Genomic DNA, 18886 nt, shown 5'->3' on the forward strand with positions numbered 1-18886 from the left:
GTCGCTAATGGCTAAGATTGTGATCCGCGGCGGTAGTCCGCTGAGCGGCAGCGTGGTGGCCTCCGGCGCCAAAAATGCCGTGCTGCCCATCCTCGCCGGCAGCCTGCTGTGCGATGAGCCGGTTGAGATCGGCAACGTTCCGCACCTCCAGGACGTCACCACGACCATCGAGCTGCTGGCCCAGATGGGGGCGGAGATCATCGTGGACGAGCGAATGCGGCTCCATGTGGACACGACCAGTGTCAACCACTTCTACGCGCCCTACGATCTCGTAAAAACGATGCGGGCATCCATCCTGGTGCTCGGACCGCTGGTGGCTCGCTACGGCCAGGCAAACGTGTCTTTGCCCGGTGGCTGCGCGATCGGCACACGGCCGGTTAATCTGCATATCGAAGGTCTGCGGGCGCTAGGCGCCGATATCTCTGTTGAGGGAGGCTACATCAAGGCGGTATCGCGCGGCCGGCTGCGTGGCTGCCGGATCGTGCTGGATATGGTCACGGTCACCGGCACCGAAAACATCATGATGGCTGCAGCCCTGGCGGACGGAACCACCATCATCGAAAACGCGGCCCAGGAGCCTGAAGTGGTCGATCTGGCCAATTTTGTCAACACAATGGGGGGGCGCATCAGCGGGGCCGGCACCAACACCATCGTCGTTGAGGGTGTTGAGCGGCTTGGCGGCGCACCCTACGAGGTGCTGCCCGATCGGATCGAAACCGGCACCTATCTGGTGGCCGGGGCAATCAGTGGCGGCCACATCAAGGTCCGCAAAGCCCGGCCCGAGACGCTGGACGTTGTGCTCGCGAAGCTGGACGAGTGTGGGGCGGAGCTGACCATCGGTGAGGATTTCATCGAGCTGGACATGGCCGGCCGACGTCCCAAGGCGGTGGACGTGACCACCTCGCCGTTCCCGGGGTTCCCCACGGATATGCAGGCGCAGTTCACGGCGCTGAACGCGATTGCGGAGGGCACCGGAACGATCACGGAAACCGTATTCGAAAACCGGTTTATGCACGTGCAGGAACTGCAGCGGCTGGGCGCTGATATCCAGCTCCGCGGCAACACGGCCATCATTAAGGGGGTCGAATCAATGACGGGCGCTGAACTGATGGCCACAGACCTTCGCGCGTCGGCGTGCCTGGTGCTGGCCGGCCTGGCGGCTGAAGGTGAAACGATCGTCGACCGGATTTATCACATCGATCGCGGGTACGAAAACATCGAGGAAAAGCTCAAGGCCCTTGGCGCCAACATCCAGCGTCTGCCGTCACATCGCGCCGCCTGAGGGCCGACCAGGCGTGATCGCGGGGGGATTCCTCCGGTAACTTAAGGTCCCACGCTCGGGCAGGGTTCACAAACCCACTCGGTGAGCCGCATCTCGATCACCTCGTCATCGTCACCGTCGATCTGTTCCAGCCTAACCGGTAGAAATCCGAGCTTTGGAGCGTGCCAGGAACGCGTCTGGCGCCGCGGGTTACTGTGATGCCGGTTGACCAATACGGTTTGCAGCTCCCCCTCGCTGGTGTCGGTAACGGTAACTTCGTCGGTGCGGGAGTAGGTGTGCTGACGGACGTTGCCGCGTTCGACAGTCTCAAAGGCAAACTGCTGCTGACCCTCCGCGAGCTGGCGCATCAGCTTCAGGTTAATCAACATGCGATCGGTCTGCCCGGCCACCAGCGGCAGCATAAAGTCTTTTTTCTTGTAGACGCCCTCCACCTGCAGCCGGTCCCAGTCAAAACGGGCGCGTCCCTCGCGTCGTGAAAAGCGAATGCCCTGCTGATAATCGTAGTCACGCGAGAGCAGAGAACCGTCGTCCGCCAGCTCAAACTGGCTTCGCTCGGTGATTTTGCCACCCAGAAAACCGGCGAGACCCCGGTTTGCCTCGGTTGATACGCGATAGGTCCATTGAGCGCCCGATTTCTTTAGCGAGGCCTCGGACCGACCCAGCAGCCGGCCGTTGAGGTAGACGTCGTAGCGCGCGGAAAAGGGGGTCAGCTGCTGCGCCGGGCAATACCCGACGGGCGGCGGACCCGCGTCCTCAGCCGCGGCCGTTTGAATCAGCGCCAGGCAGGCCGCGGCCAGCAGAGCCAACCGCCGCCACGCGAAGCGGCTGCGTGAGCGTGTCGCCATCAAAACAGACCTGTCCGTTTGCATACCTGACCCTTCCTTCGCCAAACCACCGAACCACCGATACCAGCAGCTGGTGCTCAAGCGGCAGCAGGCGGCTGGCCAGTGTTTGGGGTGTGTCCTCCGGCTCGACGGGCAGCGTGATTTGGGCGATTACCGGGCCGCCATCGAGCTCAGGGGTTACAAAATGAACGCTTGCCCCGTGTTCTTTGACACCAGCTTCCAGCGCACGTTCATGGGTTTTTAAGCCGCGGAAGTCGGGCAGCAGCGAGGGGTGCAGATTGATCATGCGACCCACGAATTGGCTGACAAACTCCGCACCAAGAATTCGCATAAAACCAGCTAAAACAATTAGCTGTAGATCATTTCTCGAAAGAGCTTCAGCTAGAGTATGTTCAAAGTCCGCGCGCTCATCGAATAACCGGTGGTCGATCACCGCCGTTTCAACGCCGGCCTCACGCGCGTGAACAAGCCCCTCTGCGTCGGGTCGATTGCTGATCACCAGCGAGACGCGAAAAGCGCCCTGATGACGCAGCAGCGCCTGCAGGTTGGAGCCACGGCCCGAGATCAGGACTGCGAGATTCAGATCGGTTGCGCGAAGATCGCCGGCCGCGCCCGCCGGCACAGCTCGCTGTTCTGTCACTGCTCAGGTCCGCTGAAGCGGACGCGCTCAGCGTCAGAAGCCGCTTCCACCTCACCGATCAGGCGAGCGCTTAGCCCTTCGTCCTTGAGTGTTCTCAGGACGGCATCCGCGGATTTCGGCGGGCAGACCAGACAGAAGCCGATTCCGCAGTTGAAGGTTCGTCGCATCTCCGGTGCCGCCACGTTGCCGGTGCTGGCCAGCCAGCGAAACAGCGGTGGCCACGGGCAGCTGGTCAGATCGAGATGAATTCCCAGGCCGTCAGGGATCACCCTCAGCAGGTTTTCCGCCAGGCCGCCGCCCGTGATGTGCGCCATCGCGTGAATCGCGTGGCTTTGTAGCGCACGCAGGACCGGCTTGACGTAGATGGTGGTCGGGGCCATCAGCGCTGCACCGAGGCTCTGGCCGTCGATGCTGCGAGTCAGCGCTTCGGGGTCCTGGGCCTGAGCCCGTTCGACAATGCGCCTGATCAGCGAAAAACCGTTCGAATGAGGCCCCGATGAGTCCAGCCCGATAAGCTGGTCGCCTGCCTGGGTTGCCTGGCCCGTGATCAGCCGGTCCCGATTGACCGCGCCAACGGTGAAGCCGGCCAGGTCATAGTCGCCCGCGGCGTACATGTCGGGCATCTCAGCGGTCTCCCCGCCGATCAGTGTGCAACCCGCAAGCTGGCAGCCCTGCGCAATGCCGGCGACCACGCGTTCAGCAATCGCTGGATCGAGCCGCCCGGTGGCGAAATAGTCCAAGAAAAAGAGCGGTTCAGCTCCCTGGACCAGCACGTCGTTGACGCACATGGCAACCAGATCGATACCGATCGTGTCATGCTGGTCGAGTTCGGTCGCGAGCTTCAGCTTGGTGCCGACGCCGTCGGTCCCCGACACCAAAACCGGATCGGAAAACCGGTTGGTATCCAGCGCGAACAGCCCGCCAAAGCCCCCCACCTCAGCGAGCACTTCCGGGCGGCGGGTTGCGGCAACCAGCGGCTTTATGCGATCGACCAGGGCGTTGCCGGCGTCGATGTCCACGCCCGCATCTTTATAGGTGAGAGAGGAATTTGCCGTTTGCCTGTCACTCACGGTGCTGACGCCTGTTTAGGAACGGTAAGGGCGGCCGTCGACGACCGCGGGCTATGGTATCTTAATGGCCATCTCATTTCGCCTCGCAACCGCCGTGATTCGCCTTCTTTTTCTTCTCCTTCTGTCCCTGCATACGACGCTAGGGGCCAAAGGCTTCGAGCCTTTTGTCGGCCGAGTGCCCGCCAGCGAGCTGGCCGCTGATGGTCTGGAAGGCGGTTATCGGCTGGCGTTGCTGCAGGTGCTCGGCAAGCTATCGGGCTACCCGCTGCAGGTGGAGGCGCTGGCGGAGGCTGGCGAGCTGGGCCCGGTAGCGCCGCTGGTGATGGTCCATCGATTTGTCGACCGGGGAGCCGGCGAGCTGCGGGAGCGATGGCTTGAGGTTCAGTTCGACAGCACGCTCACCAATGATCGACTGCGCGATCTGGGGCTGCCGGTGTGGCCACTGGAGCGACCGGCAACGCTGGTGTGGGTGGCCGTAGAGCGCGACGGGCAGCGCGATCTTCTGGGGCTCGCTGACAGCGATGGCGTGCTGCTGGACATGATGGTTGAGGATGCGGCCGCCGTCGGCGTGCCGCTGCTGCTGCCGCTGATGGATCTTCAGGACCAGCAGCTGGCCAGTATTAGCGACGTCTGGGGCGGTTTTGCCGATCAGCTGCGCCCGGCTTCCGAACGTTATGGCGCCAGACAGCTGCTCCTCGGGCGCAGCTATCTCAGCGGCGGTACCTGGACCACCCGCTGGCTCTTGAGTGGCATGGCCCGCAGTCAGCGCTGGGAGACGCGAGGGACTACCCTTGAATCCACGCTGTCGGCGGGGATGGGTCGGCTGGCTGCCGCGATGGCCGCGGAAGCGGCGATCCGTCCGGACGAGTTCAGCGGGAGACTGCTGCGGATCCGGGTGCATGGCGTCAGCAGCGCGCGAGGCTATGGCACCGTGATGCAGTACCTGACCGGCCTTTCGGTGGTCGATCGGCTCGAGCCGGTCAGCGTGTTTGGTGAGTATCTCGATCTCAACCTGTCGAGCAACGTGGGCCTGCGGGGCTTTCAGCAGGCGCTGGCTGCCGGGGACGTGCTGCGCGCACGAGCCCACAGCGGCAGTGCGGTGGATCTGGAGCTCGAACTCCAGGGGCTGTGAGTGACCCGCGTGCTAGTCAAAGCCTGCCGAAACCGCAGCTGACCGCGATGACACAGCCCATCCTGTCATGGTCGCATTTGCCCAACGTAATTACGATCGCAAGAATTGCGGCCGTGATTCCGCTCACCTGGCTGCTGGTCGAACGATCCTACGGCGCCGCTTTGCTGGTGGCGTTTGCCGCCGGCATGTCCGACGCCGTCGACGGCTTTTTGGCCAAACGCTTCGGCTGGACGAGCGACCTGGGCGGGATTCTCGACCCCCTGGCCGATAAGCTGCTTCTTTTGAGCTGCTTTTTTGTCCTAGGCGCGCAGGGGTGGCTGCCGGTTTGGCTGCTCTTGCTGGTCCTCGGGCGAGATCTACTGATCGTTGGTGGCGGGGTCGCCTTTCACTACTGGATCCGCCCGGTGACCGGCGAGCCGCTCATCATCAGCAAGCTCAACACGTTTCTGCAGATTCTGCTGATCCTGCTGCTGCTGCTGGACCTGGGCTGGCGCGAAATCCCGGATCAATGGCTGCGGCTGATGGTATGGGCAGTAACGCTCAGCACGGTCGCCAGCGGGCTTCAGTATGTGCTGCTGTGGGGCTATCGTGCGGTGGTGGAGAGCCGCCAACAGAGGGAAGAGCAATGACCGAATCTCGCCAATGGATGGTCCTCGTCGTGGCCGTCATCACGGCTTGGCTGATCTACCTGCTGGCGCCGATCTTGACGCCGTTTGCGGTGGCGGCCCTGTTTGCCTACCTGGGTGACCCGGTCACCGACTGGCTCCAGAAACGAGGATTATCCCGCACGCTCGCAGTTTCGGTGGTTTTTGTGCTGCTTTCGGTGCTTGTGATCGGTCTGCTGCTCGTCCTGCTGCCGCTGCTTGAAGATCAGCTTGTGCGGCTCGTTGAGGTGCTGCCGGCATTTGTGGACTGGGCGAAAAACGCGGCGGGTCCACTGCTGGAAAGACTCGAGAGCGCGGGCGTCAATCTCTTCGATCGAGATCGGCTGGTGACCATGCTGCAGGAGCATTTCAAGGAAGCGACCGACATGGCGTCAATGGTGGTCGGCTCTTTCGCTAGGTCGGGTATCGCCCTGGTTAACTGGATCATGAACCTGGTGCTGATCCCAGTGGTGGCTTTCTACCTGCTGCGCGACTGGGACATCATCATGGCGCGTATTCGCGAGCTGCTGCCGCGGCGGCTGGAGCCGACGGTAGTGACTTTGGCCTCTGAGTCCAACTCCGTACTAGGCGCTTTTCTCCGCGGCCAGCTGACGGTCATGGTGGCGCTGGGCGTCGTCTACTCCATCGGGCTATGGCTGGTCGGCCTGGACCTCGCCATTTTGGTGGGTATGACCGCCGGGCTGATCAGCTTTGTTCCTTATCTCGGAGCGATCGTGGGGGTTGTGCTGGGTGTGGTGGGCGCGCTGTTTCAGTACGGGGATCTGTTCCATGTGGCCATGGTCCTGGTGGTCTTCGGCGTTGGCCAAACCCTGGAGGGTGTGGTCTTGACCCCGCTGCTGGTCGGGGATCGGATCGGCTTACACCCGGTGGCGGTCATTTTTGCTGTGCTGGCCGGTGGGCAGCTCTTTGGTTTCCTCGGCGTGCTGCTGGCTCTTCCCGTCGCCTCGGTTGTGATGGTGTTGCTGCGCCACGCGCACAGCAGCTATCGCGGCAGCGGCCTCTACGATGAGGTCAACGATATCCCGCCCAGTGAGCCGCGCGTAGTGCTCCCAGGCTCAGCGAAAGACAATCCGGAGCCGCGCGGGAAAGGCTGATGGGCACGCAAGCGCTGCAGGGGGCCTGGCCGCCGTCCGTCGGCTTGTCGGCTCATGAAGAGCTTGGACGTCTGCGACGGCCCGCTGAAGCCCGTGGCCGCTGACCGGTCAGCGCTGCAGCTTCCGCTGGCGCTGCGGGGTGAGGACGAGGCCACCTTCGAGCTGTTTGTGGCCGATCCGGCGTTTGTGCAGTACCTGCAGCAGGTGGCCGAGGGCAAAATCCAAGACTGGGTTTGGCTTCAGGGACCTGCTGGCTGGGGCAAGACCCATCTCCTGAGTGCGGCTTACCGCAAGGCTGGCCGTGCAGCGGGCTATCTGGAAGCGGCGGCGCTGCTGGCCTCCGGCCCAGACAGCCTGGCGCAGATCGACGGCTATGAGCTGGTGCTGTTGGACAACGTCGAATGTGCTCTGGTGCCGAGCTGGGAAGAAGCGTGGTTTCATCGACTCAATCGCTGGCGGGATGCCGGCGTCCAGCTGGTTGTCGCCAGCCGCCAGCACCCCAGAAACCTCCAGCTTGGGCTGCCAGATCTCGCCTCGCGCCTGAAAATGATGGTCGAAGTCTCGATTGCGCCCCTCGATTCACCGGGTCGGGCAGAGCTGCTGGCGCGGCGGTCGGCGGCGCGGGGGTTTGACCTGCCGCCGGCGGTGGTGAGCTATCTGCTGAGCCGGGAGGCCAGAAGCGCTGTGGAGTTGGTCGGAATGCTGGATCGGCTCGGGCGAGAGAGCCTGCGGGCGCAGCGCAAGCTCACGGTGCCTTTTGTGCGTCAGGTGCTGGGCGGCGCCTGACTGCGATCGACCCTGACGTCGGTGACGTCTCCGCCGGCGACGGTAACGACAAAAATGAGGCTGTGTTCCGCGTCGTCCAGCTGCTCATAGCGCTCCTGTCGCAGAAGCAGGTTCAGCAGCGCGGGCGTCGTGTTGCTGTGGCCCGCCACCAGCGTGGGTTCATCAGCCTGACGCAGTTGTTCAGCCAGCTCAGCAAGCGCGCGCGGATCGTAGGTCGCGACGTCGAGCCGCTTGTCCCTCTTGATATCCGACACGGTTTGCAGAGTCCGAGTGATCGGCGTCGAGTAGATGACGCGCAAATCCCGGCCGGAGAAATAGGTGGCCAGCCAGCGCGCCCGCTGCTGTCCCAGCTCGTTTAGCGGACGATCCGGGTCGAGTTCAGGCGGGACGGTCTCGGCGTGGCGGATCAGGTAGAGCGTGACCGTTGTGGGTTTGGGGCCGCCGGCGCAGCCCGCCAGAGTCAGGGCAAGCGCCAGCCAGCAAAAACGACCGAGGAGGGCGCTTAAGGTGTGCATGGGGCGTCCTGCGAAAAGACTTTCCTGGCGTGCTCAAGCCGCCCCTCAGTGCCGATGTCGAGCCAGCGCCCCGGGAAGTGTTCGCCGGTGGCGCGGCCGGCATCCGCGGCAGAGCGTATCGCCGGCACCACGGAAAACGCTGCGGGCTTCGACGCCCCGCTCACCATGCACGGATGGAACACGCCGATGCCGGCATAGGTCCAGTGTCGCTCATTAGTCAGCCGTTGGTCGGAAAGCCCGAAATCTCCGCCGGGATTGTGCTCGGGGTTATCCACGAGCACCAGGTGGCAATCGGTTGGATGGAGACCGGTCAGCGTCTGGAACGGGAAGTCGCAAACGACGTCGCCGTTCACCACTAGAAACGGCTCGGGGCCCAGCAGCGGCAGCGCGTGGCGCATGCCGCCCCCGGTTTCGAGGGGCGTATCGCCTTCCCTGGAGAGCCGAATTGAGGCGTTCCAGCGTGAACCGTCACCGAGAAACTCCGCGATCTGATCACCCAGCCAGGAGACGTTGACGACGATGGTGTGAACGCCGGCGCTGACGAGATTGGTGATGTGTCTCTCGATTAACGAAACGTCGCCCACTTGAAGCAACGGCTTAGGGGTTCGAAGCGTCAGCGGTCGAAGTCGCTCGCCGTAACCCGCCGCCAGAATCAACGCTTTCAACGACTTTCCTCGCTCAGCGTCGGTTCGAGCTCAATCAGCAGCTGCTGCAGCCATTCCAGCGATGGGTGGCGTTCGCACACCGAACTGATGTGGTTGAGGGTCCGGGGTATGTCCTTCAGATAGCCTGGTTTGCCGTCCCGGATGTGGAGGCGACAAAAGATGCCAGCAGCTTTTAGATGCCGCTGCACGCCCATCAAGTCGCACCAGTGCTGCCAGGTGCTCGTGTCAACGGATCTCACCGCGGGCAGCGGGTGCTCACTGCGGAAGCGCTCCAGCCAGGCGTCGGTCTGATCGCCGGGCCAGGCGATGTAGCAATCGCGCATAAGGGATACCGGGTCGTAAGTAACCGGACCGAGAACCGCGTCCTGGAAGTCCAGTACGCCGGGGTTGCCACGGGTGAGCCACATCAGGTTCCGGCTGTGGTAATCGCGGTGCACAAAGACCCGCGGCTGGCTTAGCGCCGCGTCGAGCAGCGTATCGCCGAGCGCGGACCAGTGGCGGTAGAACGTGCGATCGAGTTGCCGGCCGAGGTGCCCGCCGAGCAGCCACTCCGGAAACAGCTGAATCTCTGTTCGCAGGCGCTTTTCGTCGTAGGGCTCAAGGTCGCTCGCATCGATCTGCTGGATTCGATAAAGCGCGGAGAAAGCGTCAGCGTAAAGCGACTCCGCATTGTCGGGCGTCAGTTTCTGGAGATAGTCGATCTGGCCGAAATCTTCGAGCAGCAGGAACCCATCCGCGAGGTTCTGTTCGTATACGGCTGGCGCGTGTATGCCGGCAGCCTCCAGACGCCCGGCGATCGCAACAAACGGTCGACAGTCTTCTTGAGCCGGCGGCGCGTCCATGAGTATCCAGCTCTCATCGCCACGCCGGGCGCGCCAGTAGCTGCGAAAACTGGCGTCGGCAGAAGCGGAATCCAGGTGGACGCCTGCACCGAGCCATTGTTCAGCCTGCGTCTGCCTAAGCTGCTCTCTGCTGCCGTCAGTCATCCCGCCATTTTCGTCGTAAAGGGGTGCCGGGCACAACGGCCGGCAGTGGATTATGATAGCGGTCGGTCAAGCTAGGACGAAGGGGAAAAACGTGAAAAGCAGAGCAGCAGTTGCTTGGGCGGCCGGTGAGCCGCTGGTGGTGGAGGAGATCGACGTTGCCGGCCCTCGGGAGGGCGAGGTGCTGGTTCAGATCAAAGCGACCGGCGTATGCCACACGGATGCATTTACGCTGAGCGGAGAAGACCCTGAGGGTCTCTTTCCCGCGATCCTCGGCCACGAGGGCGGCGGTGTGGTGGTCGAGGTCGGCGCCGGGGTGAACTCGGTCAAGCCCGGCGACCATGTGATTCCGCTATACACGCCCGAGTGCGGCGAGTGTAACTTCTGCACGTCCAACAAAACCAACCTCTGTCAGGCGATTCGGGTGACGCAGGGGCAGGGCCTCATGCCGGACGGCAGCTCGCGGTTCAGTTATCAGGGCCAGCAGCTCTTTCACTACATGGGCACCAGTACATTCAGTGAATTCACGGTGATGCCGGAGATCGCGGTGGCAAAGATCAATCCGGCGGCGCCGCTCGAGAAGATGTGTCTGCTTGGGTGTGGTGTCACGACGGGAATCGGTGCCGTGCTGAATACCGCAAAGGTTGAGCCCGGCTCGACGGTGGTGATCTTCGGGCTGGGCGGTATCGGCCTCGCGGTGGTGCAGGGCGCAGTGATGGCCGGCGCCGAGCGGATTGTGGGAGTTGATGTCAACGAGGACAAGTTCGAGCTGGCACGTCAGATGGGCGCCACTCATTTTATCAATCCCAAAGACTACGACGCCCCGATCGCCGAGGTAATTGTCGAGCAGACCGACGGTGGGGCCGATTACTCTTTCGAGTGTATCGGCAACGTCGACACGATGCGGGCCGCGCTCGAGTGCTGCCACAAGGGCTGGGGTGAAAGCATCATCATTGGCGTCGCGGGCGCTGGGCAGGAGATTTCCACGCGTCCGTTTCAGCTTGTCACCGGTCGGGTTTGGCGCGGCACGGCCTTCGGCGGCGTCAAGGGACGCAGCGAACTCCCCGGGATGGTGGATCAGGCAATGAACGGCGAAATCGATGTCGATTCATTTATTACCCACAACCTGCCGCTGGACCGGATCAACGAAGCGTTCGACTTGATGCATCAGGGCAAAAGTATTCGATCCGTTGTGCACTTCTAAGAAACGTCGGCGGCTGCGCTTTGGGAGACTGACCGGCCTCTTGCTCGCTGCGCTGCTGGCGAGCAGCGTGGCCGCGCAGGAAACGCTCTTTACGCTGCTGGAGAAAAACCTCGACGCCCGTGGCGGCTATGAGGCCTGGAAGGCGGTGGAAACGGTACGGATGATCGGAACCATGGCCGGCGGCGAGGCGGGTCCGGTCCCGGTAGTGATGGAGATCATGCGGCCGAACCTGCTTCGGTTTGAGTTTCAGCTCCTCGGCCAGCAGGTGGTGCAGGGTTTTGACGGCACCAGCGGCTGGCGGCTGTTGTCGGACGGCGTCACCGCGACGGTCGAAGACATGACGGCCGTCCAGACGGCGGAATTCTCCCGAACCGCAGATTTCGAAGGGCCTTTGTTAGATTGGCGGGAAAAGTCCTATAGCCTGCGGTATCTCGGGGTCGATGAGGGGGAAGATCGGTGTCATTTGATTGAGATCACCCGGCCTGGCGGCGAAATGTTAAATGTCTACCTCGATAAGGATACCTACCTCACCACGCTGGAACAGGTATTCGCCAGCAGCGAAGCGGCGGTACCGAAGGTGGAAACGCGACTGACTGCCTACCAAACGGTTGACGGTAGGGCGGTGCCATTCCTCTTCACGATTTCCTTTCCGCTAACCGGCACCGGCCAGCAGCTGCAGCTGTCCACGGTCGAGCTGAATGTACCTTTAGCAGAAGCACGTTTTGCGAGGCCCAAGATCGACGATGACTAAATCGCCACGCACCTTCGTTGTTACCTTCACCCGCAAATAGTACAATTTTAGTCCTGTTTCCGCGGGACAACCTATGCTTCGTATTAGCAAATTGACCGATTACGCGATTGTGGTTACCGCCGCAATGGCCGGCGATCCGGAGCGCATCTTCAGCGCCGCGGAGCTGGCTTCGGAAACCCATCTTGAGCCACCCACGGTGGCGAAAGTGCTCAAAACACTGACCCGCAGCGATCTGGTCCAGTCTTTTCGCGGCGCCGCCGGTGGCTACCGGCTCGCTCGGTCACCGGCCGAAATCACGGTTGCGCAGCTGATCGTCGCGATGGAAGGACCCATCGGTATGACGCAGTGCAGCGTGCATCAGGGCCTGTGTTCGACCGAGGCGGTTTGCGCCCTTCGCGGACACTGGCAGCAAATTTCGCGCGCCGTACACGACGCGCTGAGTGAAATGACGCTGCTCGACATGACGCGCCCATCGATGGCGCAGCAACTGGTGCCAGAGCTCAATCTCCACAACCCAACCACGGAATCCCCCTGAATGGCTACGGAAAATCAGCACATTAAGGACCTGGTCAAGCGCCGCTATGAGCCTGGTTTCTTCACGGATATTGAAAGTGACACGATTGCCCCGGGCCTGTCCGAGGACGTGGTGCGTTTCATTTCCGAGAAGAAGTCTGAGCCCGGCTGGATGACCGAGTGGCGTCTCAAGGCGTTCGCCTTGTGGCAGAACATGCCAACGCCGACCTGGGCACACGTGCACTATCCGGAAATCGACTTTCAGGCGATCTCCTATTATTCCGCGCCAAAGTCCGGCGCCAACTATGAGAGCTGGGATGAGGTTGATCCGAAGCTGATTGAAACTTACGACAAGCTCGGCGTCCCGCTGCACGAGCGGGCCCGCTTGGCCGGCGTGGCGGTGGACGCCGTTTTCGACTCGGTTTCTGTTGGAACCACGTTCCGCAAAGAGCTGGCCGAGGCCGGCGTGATTTTTTGTTCGATGTCCGAGGCTATCCAGGACCATCCGGAGCTTCTGCGAAAGTACCTTGGCAGCGTGGTACCGCAGGGCGACAACTTCTACGCGGCGCTGAACTCGGCGGTGTTTTCTGACGGATCGTTTGTGTTGATCCCCAAGGGCGTCCGCTGCCCGATGGAGCTCAGCACCTACTTCCGCATCAACGAGCTGAATACGGGCCAGTTTGAGCGAACGCTGATCGTTGCCGAGGAGGACAGTCACGTCAGCTATCTAGAAGGCTGCACGGCACCGATGCGCGATGAAAACCAGCTGCATGCGGCCGTGGTGGAGCTCGTGGCGCTGGATCGTGCGCAGATCAAATATTCGACGGTGCAGAATTGGTACCCCGGCGATGAGAACGGCAAGGGCGGGATTTACAACTTTGTGACCAAACGCGGCGACTGTCGCGGCGAGCGATCGAAGATCTCGTGGACACAGGTTGAAACCGGCTCAGCCGTCACGTGGAAGTATCCCAGCTGCATCCTTCGAGGCGATCACTCGTCGGGGGAGTTTTACTCCGTGGCGCTGACGCACAATTATCAGCAGGCGGACACGGGCACCAAGATGGTGCATCTCGGCAAGAATACGCGCAGCCACATTATCTCGAAAGGCATTTCTGCGGGCCGCGGCCAGAACGCCTATCGAGGGCTGGTTCAGGTTAATCGGAAAGCCGACAACGCGCGCAACTTTACTCAGTGCGACTCGCTGCTGATCGGCGACCGCTGTGGCGCCCACACGTTTCCTTATATCGAAGCCAAGAACCCTACGGCCCAGCTAGAGCACGAGGCCAGCACGTCAAAAATCAGCGACGACCAGCTCTTTTACTGCCTCCAGCGTGGGATCAGCGAGGAAGACGCGGTGTCGATGATCGTCGATGGGTTTTGCAAAGAGGTCTTTAAGGAGCTGCCCATGGAGTTTGCCGTCGAGGCGAAGAAACTGCTGGAAGTCAGCCTGGAAGGAGCGGTGGGATGAGTGACAACATACTGGAAATAACCGACCTCTACGCGAGTGTCGAGGGCAAACAAATCCTAAGAGGGCTCTCGCTGACGGTAAAGCCCGGCGAGGTTGCGGCCATTATGGGCCCCAACGGCGCCGGCAAAAGCACGTTGGCCAACGTTTTGGCCGGGCGTCCCGGCTACACGGTGGACAGCGGTTCGGTCTCATACCTGGGCGAAAACCTGCTCGAGCTGGAAACCGAAGAGCGCGCCTGTGCCGGCGTCTTTCTAGCCTTCCAATATCCCGTCGAAATTCCGGGTGTGAATAACACCTATTTTCTGCGGGCGGCGCTCAACGCCCAGCGTCGTGCTCGCGGCGAGGAGGAACTGGACTCCATGGCCTTTCTGAAGCTCGTACGCGCGCGCCTCAAGGCGCTTCATATCACGGACGACCTGCTGCACCGCGCGGTTAACGAAGGCTTTTCTGGCGGTGAGAAAAAGCGGAACGAAGTGTTTCAGATGGCGGTGCTGGAGCCCCGGCTCGCGATCCTGGACGAGACCGATTCCGGCCTCGACATCGACGCACTGAAGATTGTCGCCGACGGCGTCAACGAGCTGCGCAGCAATGAGCGCGGCTTTGTTGTCGTGACTCACTATCAGCGCCTGCTGGATCACATCGTGCCCGACACGGTTCACGTGCTGATGGACGGCCGTATCGCCAAGTCGGGTTCGAGCGACCTTGCCCTGCGGCTTGAGAAAGAGGGCTACGCCTGGATTCAGGAGGAGCTCGCGGCGTGAGCCTCGTCGATTCGTTACTGAGCACGGCACCGGAGACGTCCGCGGGCTGGTGGCAGCAATCTCGCGACGCCCATCGGGCCATCGTCGATCAACACGGGCTGCCCGATCGTCGCCAGGAGAACTGGAAGTACACGGCGCTGCGATCGCTCGAAGGTCATCAGTTTCAGCCGGTGGAGCCTGGACTGCTGCAGCCTGAGGATCTGGCGCAGCTGCTCGAAACCCATCGGGTACCGCCGCTAGCAGGTAGTCGGATGACGTTCGTGAACGGCCACTTCGCGGCATCGCTATCGCATGTCGATGAAGTGGTCGGGTTAAGGGTTAGCGCGCTGAGTCTGCTTGGCGAGGCCGTGCCGAGCACCGCGTCGGCGGCCCTTGGGGCTGAGTATTCTCGGCCAGACGAGGGTTTCGCTGCGCTGAATACGCTGCTCGCCTCGGACGGCGTGCTGCTGGAGCTGGCTGGGGGCGATGAGCCCGAGAGCCAGCAGGAAGCCGATGCGCCGGTGGTTGAACTGCTTTTTGTGGACGTGCCGGGCGCCGCTCCCGCAGCGCCAACCGTCAGGAACGTAATCAAGATTGGTGCCGGTGCATCGCTTGCGCTGGTTGAGCGTTATGTCAGCGCGGGTGATGGCGTGGCGCTCATCAATAGCCTCAGTCAGGTTGAGCTGGGCGCCAACAGCCGTCTGAGCCACGTGAGGCTTCCGCTGCTGGGTGAGGCGCGGTCGCTCATCTCTCGGCTGGACGTGCGTCTGGGTGAAGCCAGCGACTACCGATGCTACGGCCTCGACCTCAGTGGCACACTGGTTCGGCACGATCTCAATGTGGCGCTGGTCGGGGAGGGCGCCCAGGCGTCGCTCAACGGTGTTTATGCGCCGCGAGGTCAAACGCATATCGACAATCACGTGGCGGTAGATCACCGGGTTCGTGATGCGATCAGTAGCCAGACGTTCAAGGGCGTCTTGAGCGATCGCAGCCGAGGGGTTTTTAACGGCAAGGTGGCTGTCCAGGAAGGCGCCGACGGAACCGATGCCAGTCAATCCAACGCCAATCTGCTGCTCTCAGCGGATGCTGAGATCGACACCAAACCCGAGCTGGAAATCTACGCGGACGATGTGAAATGTGCACACGGCACCACGGTCGGTGCGCTGTCAGGTGATCAGCTTTTTTATCTCACCGCGCGCGGCATTCCGGAATCGGAGGCCCGCCGCATGCTGACCATCGGGTTTTGTCGAGAGGTGCTGGAAGGAATCCCGGTTGAAACCATCCGGGATCACGCCATATCGTTGCTCACAGATCATTTGCAGGACATCGACGCATGAGTGCAGTTATTGCCGCAGACAACCATTCGCCGCTGAACGTGGAGGAAGTTCGCAAAGACTTCCCCATACTCTCTCGAGAAATACATGGTAAGCCGCTGATTTATTTCGATAATGCGGCTTCAGCACAGCGGCCGTCGGCGATGATCGACGCCACTCAGGATTTCTACAGCCGGCACAACGCCAACATTCACCGGGGCGTGCACACGCTGGCCGAAGAGGCCACCGCGCTCTACGAACAGGCGCGCGAGACCCTGGCCCGCTTCATCAATGCTCCCAGCGACCGCAACGTGGTGTTTGTGCGAGGCGTGACCGAAGGCGTCAACCTGGTGAGCCAGGCGTTCGTGCGGCCGAGGCTCAAACCCGGCGACCAGATCCTGGTGAGTCACCTGGAACACCACTCCAACATCGTTCCCTGGCAGCTGCTGGCGAAGCAGACTGGCGTTGAGCTCAAGGTGATTCCCATGACCCACGCTGGCGAGCTCGACATGGACGCCTTCCACGCCATGCTGAGCGAGCGAGTCAAGCTGCTCGGCGTTGTCCATGTGTCCAACGCCCTTGGGACGATCAACCCGGTGGCCGACATGGTCAAGGCGGCACGCGAGTTCGATATCCCGGTGCTGGTCGATGGCGCCCAGGCGACGCCGCACATGGCGGTTGACGTCCAGGCACTCGACTGCGACTTTTATTGTGTCTCTGGCCACAAAATGTACGGCCCGACCGGCGCCGGCATTCTGTACGGCAAGAGCCGCTGGCTCGAGCAGATGGAGCCTTACCACGGCGGCGGCGAGATGATTAAGCACGTCACGTTCGAGGAGAGCGTGTTTAACGAACCGCCCGCCAAATTTGAGGCCGGCACGCCCAACATTGCAGGCGGCATCGGTCTGGGTGCGTCCGCTCAATACCTGCTGGACGTGGGGCTGGATCGGATTCGCGACTACGAGGCCGGACTGCTGGCCTACGCCACCGAGGCGGTGCAGCAGGTGGAAGGCTTACGGATTATCGGGACCGCCCGCGACAAGGCGAGCGTGATTTCGTTTACGCTCGAAGGCATTCACCCGCACGATCTCGGCACGATCCTCGATCACTCGGGGGTGGCAATCCGCACCGGCCATCACTGCGCGATGCCGATCATGCAGTTTTTTGAGGTGCCCGCCACTTCCCGCATGTCGCTGGCCGTGTACAACACGCGTGACGAGGTGGATACGTTTGTTGCGGCGCTGAACAAAGCGAGAGATATTTTGTCCTGACGTTATGTCGCTCCAGGATCTCTACCGCACGGCGGTCATTGAGCACAACAAGAACCCGCGCAATTTCCTTGAGCTCGACGACCCCAGTCACCAGTCGCGGGGTTTGAACGCCCTGTGTGGAGACGACATCCGTGTCTACCTCTTGGTGGACGACGGGCGAATCCGACACGCGAGTTTTCTCGGTCAGGCCAGCGCGATCACCATGGCTTCCGCCTCCATGATGACGGTGCGGATCGAACGGCTCACGGTCAGCGAGGCGCTGCAAACCTGCGACCAGCTTGACCGATTACTTCAGGGTGAGCCTGACGGGGATCTGCGGGAGCAGCTCGGGGATCTCTGCGCGCTGGAAGGCGTGCGTCAGTATCCTTCGCGGATCAAGGCGGCGCGATTGCCGTGGCAGGCCATGAAGGCTGCGTTGAACGAGCAGGCGATTGCCAGCACGGAGTAGGGGCACTCGACTTTGCCGCGCCGGAACGCTGGAGTCCGCTTTCCCAAATAAGGTAATCTCCTCGCACGGTCCGGCCGGGCCGCTTTCTATAAGCTGGGGATCAAGGTTTGCGCACCTACGTGTTATGGATTGGACCGCTGCTGGCCATTGCGGTCGGCCTCGGGGTCTCTACGGCCCTCGGCACAAGCGCCGGTTTGACGGCGGCGATCACCACGCTCTGCGCAACCTGGTGGATCTTCGAGCCGATTCCCATTCCCGCGACGTCGCTGCTGCCGCTCGCGCTGTTTCCGCTGCTGGGCATCCTGCCTGCAAAAGAAATTGCCGACTCCTACGGTAACGCGCTGATCCTGCTGCTGATGGGCGGCTTCATGCTGTCGACCGCGATGGAGCGCAGCGGTGCGCACCGGCGGCTGGCGCTGGGAATGGTCAACCTCTTCGGCGGCAGCGGCGGCAAGTCGCTGGTCTTTGGGTTTATGGCGGCGTCCGCCTTTCTCAGCATGTGGATTTCCAACACGGCCACGGTCCTCATGCTGCTGCCTATCGTGCTGGCGGTGACGGAGCGGCTGGATGATAAGCGGCTGAAGCTCGCGCTCATTTTGGGTATTGCGTATGCCGGCAGCGTTGGCGGTATCGGCACGCCCATCGGCACACCCCCTAACCTGATCATGCTGCGGGTTTACAGCGAGACCACCGGTGTGGAGCCGACGTTCACGCAGTGGATGCGCTGGGCGCTGCCGGTAGTGGTCATCATGGTGCCGATTATCGGTCTTTGGCTGACGCGAGGTATGAAGAAAGGTGAGCCCATCGACCTCCCGGAGTCCGGTCAATGGCGCCCGGAAGAGGTTCGAACGCTGGCGGTGTTCGGGCTTACGGCGCTGGCGTGGATGACCCGTCGGGAGCCCTTCGGCGGCTGGTCGGCCTGGCTGGATCTCCCAACGGCCAACGACGCAAGCGTGGCGATGCTGGCGGTGGTGCTGATGTTTCTGGTGCCCAACGGGCGCGGTGAGCAGCTCCTGACCTGGGAGCGCGCCAGCAGTATTCCCTGGGGGATTTTGATTCTCTTTGGAGGCGGCATTGCAATCGCCAAAGCGTTCGCTGCGACCGGCATCTCAGCGGCGCTGGGGGAACAGCTGGCTCAGCTTCAGACGCTGCCGATGATTGTCATCCTCGCGCTGCTGTGTCTGACGGTCACCTTTCTGACGGAGATCACCAGCAACACCGCGACTACCGCGCTGCTGATGCCCATTATGGCGGCGGCGGCCGTGGCCGCGGGGATCGATCCTAAGCTGCTGATGGTACCGGCAGCGATGACCGCCAGCTGCGCTTTTATGCTGCCGGTGGCCACCGGACCGAACGCGGTGGTGTTTTCCAGTCAGAAGGTGACGATCCGAGAGATGGCGCGGGAAGGACTGGTTCTGAACTTTATTGGGGTAACCGTCGTGACCTGCGTCAGCTACCTGTTGTTCTCCTGAGTTTCCCGACCGAGGTCCGGGGCTCTTAT

Annotated in this window: 20 protein-coding genes; 14 read left to right on the plus strand and 6 right to left on the minus strand. The window is 62.0% G+C overall.

Translation table 11 applies throughout. From position 1 onward, the window contains the following. Nucleotides 1–7: 7 nt before the first annotated feature. Nucleotides 8–1282: a UDP-N-acetylglucosamine 1-carboxyvinyltransferase gene (murA, locus tag AAF358_22400; protein MEM7708321.1), complete on the plus strand. Its 1275-nt coding sequence runs from the start codon at nucleotides 8–10 to the stop codon at nucleotides 1280–1282. A gap of 41 nt (nucleotides 1283–1323) precedes the next feature. Here murA and AAF358_22405 read toward each other — a convergent pair whose 3' ends face one another. Genes AAF358_22405 through purM form a run of 3 tightly spaced genes read right to left on the minus strand, consistent with a single transcriptional unit; the run spans nucleotide 1324 to nucleotide 3837 of the window. After that, nucleotides 1324–2127 carry a DUF3108 domain-containing protein gene (locus AAF358_22405; protein ID MEM7708322.1) on the minus strand — a complete coding sequence of 268 codons (804 nt, stop codon included), beginning with the start codon at nucleotides 2125–2127 and terminating at the stop codon, nucleotides 1324–1326. Beyond that, nucleotides 2036–2767 carry a phosphoribosylglycinamide formyltransferase gene (gene purN, locus AAF358_22410; GenBank protein ID MEM7708323.1) on the minus strand — a complete coding sequence of 244 codons (732 nt, stop codon included), beginning with the start codon at nucleotides 2765–2767 and terminating at the stop codon, nucleotides 2036–2038. Before purN ends, AAF358_22405 begins: the two co-directional genes overlap by 92 nt. Continuing rightward, the gene (purM, locus tag AAF358_22415) at nucleotides 2764–3837 is read right to left on the minus strand and encodes a phosphoribosylformylglycinamidine cyclo-ligase (protein MEM7708324.1); all 1074 of its coding nucleotides are present in this window, start codon (nucleotides 3835–3837) and stop codon (nucleotides 2764–2766) included. Before purM ends, purN begins: the two co-directional genes overlap by 4 nt. A gap of 64 nt (nucleotides 3838–3901) precedes the next feature. Here purM and AAF358_22420 point away from each other — a divergent pair, with 64 nt between their 5' ends. From AAF358_22420 to AAF358_22435, 4 genes are read left to right on the plus strand one after another with little or no spacing between them, the layout of a single operon-like run. Continuing rightward, nucleotides 3902–4969, plus strand: coding sequence for a DUF2066 domain-containing protein (locus tag AAF358_22420; GenBank protein ID MEM7708325.1), 1068 nt, complete (start codon nucleotides 3902–3904; stop codon nucleotides 4967–4969). Nucleotides 4970–5016: 47 nt separating this feature from the next. Then, nucleotides 5017–5598: a CDP-alcohol phosphatidyltransferase family protein gene (locus AAF358_22425; protein MEM7708326.1), complete on the plus strand. Its 582-nt coding sequence runs from the start codon at nucleotides 5017–5019 to the stop codon at nucleotides 5596–5598. Then, nucleotides 5595–6728 carry an AI-2E family transporter gene (locus tag AAF358_22430; GenBank protein MEM7708327.1) on the plus strand — a complete coding sequence of 378 codons (1134 nt, stop codon included), beginning with the start codon at nucleotides 5595–5597 and terminating at the stop codon, nucleotides 6726–6728. Before AAF358_22425 ends, AAF358_22430 begins: the two co-directional genes overlap by 4 nt. A 54-nt stretch (nucleotides 6729–6782) precedes the next feature. Next, nucleotides 6783–7514, plus strand: coding sequence for a DnaA/Hda family protein (locus tag AAF358_22435; GenBank protein MEM7708328.1), 732 nt, complete (start codon nucleotides 6783–6785; stop codon nucleotides 7512–7514). Here the strand turns inward: AAF358_22435 and AAF358_22440 are convergent. Genes AAF358_22440 through AAF358_22450 form a run of 3 tightly spaced genes read right to left on the minus strand, consistent with a single transcriptional unit; the run spans nucleotide 7493 to nucleotide 9680 of the window. Continuing rightward, on the minus strand, nucleotides 7493–8029 hold the full coding sequence (locus AAF358_22440) for a phosphoglycerate mutase family protein (GenBank protein MEM7708329.1): 537 nt from the start codon (nucleotides 8027–8029) through the stop codon (nucleotides 7493–7495). The two genes, AAF358_22435 and AAF358_22440, sit on opposite strands and share 22 nt — an antisense overlap. Next, the gene (gene murU, locus AAF358_22445) at nucleotides 8017–8694 is read right to left on the minus strand and encodes an N-acetylmuramate alpha-1-phosphate uridylyltransferase MurU (GenBank protein MEM7708330.1); all 678 of its coding nucleotides are present in this window, start codon (nucleotides 8692–8694) and stop codon (nucleotides 8017–8019) included. Before murU ends, AAF358_22440 begins: the two co-directional genes overlap by 13 nt. Continuing rightward, nucleotides 8691–9680, minus strand: coding sequence for a phosphotransferase (locus AAF358_22450; protein MEM7708331.1), 990 nt, complete (start codon nucleotides 9678–9680; stop codon nucleotides 8691–8693). Before AAF358_22450 ends, murU begins: the two co-directional genes overlap by 4 nt. A 91-nt stretch (nucleotides 9681–9771) precedes the next feature. Between AAF358_22450 and AAF358_22455 the strand changes: the two genes are divergently transcribed. From AAF358_22455 to AAF358_22495, 9 genes are all read left to right on the plus strand, one after another. Continuing rightward, nucleotides 9772–10881, plus strand: a complete 1110-nt coding sequence (locus AAF358_22455) for an S-(hydroxymethyl)glutathione dehydrogenase/class III alcohol dehydrogenase (GenBank protein MEM7708332.1) — start codon at nucleotides 9772–9774, stop codon at nucleotides 10879–10881. A 40-nt stretch (nucleotides 10882–10921) separates the two neighbouring features. Continuing rightward, entirely contained in the window at nucleotides 10922–11632 is a 711-nt protein-coding gene (locus AAF358_22460; protein ID MEM7708333.1) for a hypothetical protein, read from the plus strand. Between the two features lie 73 nt (nucleotides 11633–11705). Beyond that, nucleotides 11706–12167, plus strand: coding sequence for an SUF system Fe-S cluster assembly regulator (locus tag AAF358_22465; GenBank protein ID MEM7708334.1), 462 nt, complete (start codon nucleotides 11706–11708; stop codon nucleotides 12165–12167). Beyond that, the gene (gene sufB / locus AAF358_22470) at nucleotides 12168–13613 is read left to right on the plus strand and encodes a Fe-S cluster assembly protein SufB (protein ID MEM7708335.1); all 1446 of its coding nucleotides are present in this window, start codon (nucleotides 12168–12170) and stop codon (nucleotides 13611–13613) included. A gap of 8 nt (nucleotides 13614–13621) precedes the next feature. After that, the gene (gene sufC / locus AAF358_22475) at nucleotides 13622–14374 is read left to right on the plus strand and encodes a Fe-S cluster assembly ATPase SufC (GenBank protein MEM7708336.1); all 753 of its coding nucleotides are present in this window, start codon (nucleotides 13622–13624) and stop codon (nucleotides 14372–14374) included. Beyond that, the gene (gene sufD / locus AAF358_22480) at nucleotides 14371–15690 is read left to right on the plus strand and encodes a Fe-S cluster assembly protein SufD (protein MEM7708337.1); all 1320 of its coding nucleotides are present in this window, start codon (nucleotides 14371–14373) and stop codon (nucleotides 15688–15690) included. Before sufC ends, sufD begins: the two co-directional genes overlap by 4 nt. Next, nucleotides 15687–16937 carry a cysteine desulfurase gene (locus tag AAF358_22485; protein MEM7708338.1) on the plus strand — a complete coding sequence of 417 codons (1251 nt, stop codon included), beginning with the start codon at nucleotides 15687–15689 and terminating at the stop codon, nucleotides 16935–16937. Before sufD ends, AAF358_22485 begins: the two co-directional genes overlap by 4 nt. Nucleotides 16938–16941: 4 nt before the next feature. Next, nucleotides 16942–17385 carry a Fe-S cluster assembly sulfur transfer protein SufU gene (sufU, locus tag AAF358_22490; GenBank protein MEM7708339.1) on the plus strand — a complete coding sequence of 148 codons (444 nt, stop codon included), beginning with the start codon at nucleotides 16942–16944 and terminating at the stop codon, nucleotides 17383–17385. Between the two features lie 107 nt (nucleotides 17386–17492). Then, nucleotides 17493–18857 carry an SLC13 family permease gene (locus AAF358_22495; GenBank protein MEM7708340.1) on the plus strand — a complete coding sequence of 455 codons (1365 nt, stop codon included), beginning with the start codon at nucleotides 17493–17495 and terminating at the stop codon, nucleotides 18855–18857. Nucleotides 18858–18886 lie beyond the last annotated feature (29 nt).

It is taken from the genome of Pseudomonadota bacterium, assembly GCA_039033415.1.
Classification (GTDB): Bacteria; Pseudomonadota; Gammaproteobacteria; order Xanthomonadales; family SZUA-38; genus JANQOZ01.

Excerpts from the sequence above, each read along its gene's own strand:
- murA (MEM7708321.1), top strand. The coding sequence starts at position 8 with ATGGCTAAGATTGTGATCCGCGGCGGTAGTCCGCTGAGCGGCAGCGTG.
- AAF358_22465 (MEM7708334.1), top strand. The coding sequence starts at position 11,706 with ATGCTTCGTATTAGCAAATTGACCGATTACGCGATTGTGGTTACCGCC.
- AAF358_22405 (MEM7708322.1), bottom strand. The coding sequence starts at position 2,127 with ATGGCGACACGCTCACGCAGCCGCTTCGCGTGGCGGCGGTTGGCTCTG.
- AAF358_22485 (MEM7708338.1), top strand. The coding sequence starts at position 15,687 with ATGAGTGCAGTTATTGCCGCAGACAACCATTCGCCGCTGAACGTGGAG.
- sufB (MEM7708335.1), top strand. The coding sequence starts at position 12,168 with ATGGCTACGGAAAATCAGCACATTAAGGACCTGGTCAAGCGCCGCTAT.
- AAF358_22435 (MEM7708328.1), top strand. The coding sequence starts at position 6,783 with ATGAAGAGCTTGGACGTCTGCGACGGCCCGCTGAAGCCCGTGGCCGCT.
- AAF358_22425 (MEM7708326.1), top strand. The coding sequence starts at position 5,017 with ATGACACAGCCCATCCTGTCATGGTCGCATTTGCCCAACGTAATTACG.
- AAF358_22430 (MEM7708327.1), top strand. The coding sequence starts at position 5,595 with ATGACCGAATCTCGCCAATGGATGGTCCTCGTCGTGGCCGTCATCACG.
- AAF358_22420 (MEM7708325.1), top strand. The coding sequence starts at position 3,902 with ATGGCCATCTCATTTCGCCTCGCAACCGCCGTGATTCGCCTTCTTTTT.
- sufU (MEM7708339.1), top strand. The coding sequence starts at position 16,942 with ATGTCGCTCCAGGATCTCTACCGCACGGCGGTCATTGAGCACAACAAG.
- AAF358_22440 (MEM7708329.1), bottom strand. The coding sequence starts at position 8,029 with ATGCACACCTTAAGCGCCCTCCTCGGTCGTTTTTGCTGGCTGGCGCTT.
- AAF358_22450 (MEM7708331.1), bottom strand. The coding sequence starts at position 9,680 with ATGACTGACGGCAGCAGAGAGCAGCTTAGGCAGACGCAGGCTGAACAA.